This window comes from Dietzia sp. NPDC055343 (genome assembly GCF_053645265.1).
This window is the reverse complement of record NZ_JBSHMJ010000177.1, coordinates 1-1032: the sequence shown is the minus strand read 5'-3', so window position 1 is coordinate 1032 and position 1032 is coordinate 1. Positions and strand designations below refer to the sequence as shown.

Here is a 1032-nt window from a genome sequence, read left to right as displayed (position 1 = left end):
ACCGAGTTCGCGCTTGTCGTCGTCGTCCAATCGATCCAGGAAGACCCGCCGCACGGTTCGCACGTGGTCCGGCGCGGCCTTCTCGATCTCGCGCAAGCCCTCGTCGGTGGTGGAGACGAACGCGCCGCGCCCGTCCTCGGGGCAGCTCGTGCGCTGCACGAGCCCGCGTTTGGCCATCCGGGTCACCTGATGGGAGACGCGGCTGCGCTCCCACTGCAGGGCGTCGGCGAGGGCGGTCATGCGCAGCGGCCCGTCGGCCTCGCTGAGATGGACCAAGACTTCGAACTCGGGCTCGGTCAGGTCGGAGGACATCTTGAGGTCGCGCTGGATCTCGAGGTGGAGGCGACCTTCAAGGGCGAGGTAGGTGCGCCAGAGGGCCGTCTCCTCGTCGTTGAGCCAATTCACCTGTTCAGTCATGGGTCCATAGTAGCCCTTAGTTGACATGCCACGTAGTCGATCAGTAGAACTGTGTGACGTATCATGTATGGCTCGCCGACCCGCGCGGACCGCCACGACGAGGTTGCTCCGGCACAGACCGGAGAACCCAACGGAAGGAACCACAGTGACCACCACTGCTACTCGCCCCGCCGCCCTCGAGACCTCGAGCAACCTCGTGCCCGTCTCCGCGGCCGTCCGCGGCATCGGCCTGCTGCTGGCCCGCGTCCTGCTCGGCGCGGTGCTGATCGTGCACGGCGGTCAGAAGCTGTTCAGCAACGGCGTCGAGGGCACCGGCGCCTTCTTCGAGTCGATGGGCGTCCCCGCCGCCCAGGCCGCGGCCGCGTTCGCCGGCACGGTCGAGCTGGTCGGCGGCATCCTGCTCGTCCTGGGGCTGCTGACCCAGCTCGTGGCGGTCCTGGTCGTCGTCGTCATGGTCGGCGCCTACTTCTACGTCCACCAGGCCGCCGGCATCTACGCCGCTGACGGTGGCTGGGAGCTGGTCGCCGTGATCGGCCTCGCCACGGCAGTGTTCGGCCTGGTCGGCCCCGGCCGCTTCAGCCTCGACGCGCTGATCGCCGGCCGCCGCGCCGCCAG

At 68.9% G+C, this 1032-nt stretch carries 2 protein-coding genes; one reads left to right on the top strand and one right to left on the bottom strand.

From position 1 onward, the window contains the following. Positions 1-417, bottom strand: a 417-nt coding sequence (locus ACWIE7_RS19510; protein ID WP_454070380.1) for a MarR family winged helix-turn-helix transcriptional regulator, incomplete at its 3' end; no start/stop codon positions are given. Between the two features lie 145 nt (positions 418-562). Here ACWIE7_RS19510 and ACWIE7_RS19505 point away from each other — a divergent pair. Further along, positions 563-1032, top strand: a 470-nt coding sequence (locus ACWIE7_RS19505) for a DoxX family protein (RefSeq protein WP_454070379.1), incomplete at its 3' end; no start/stop codon positions are given.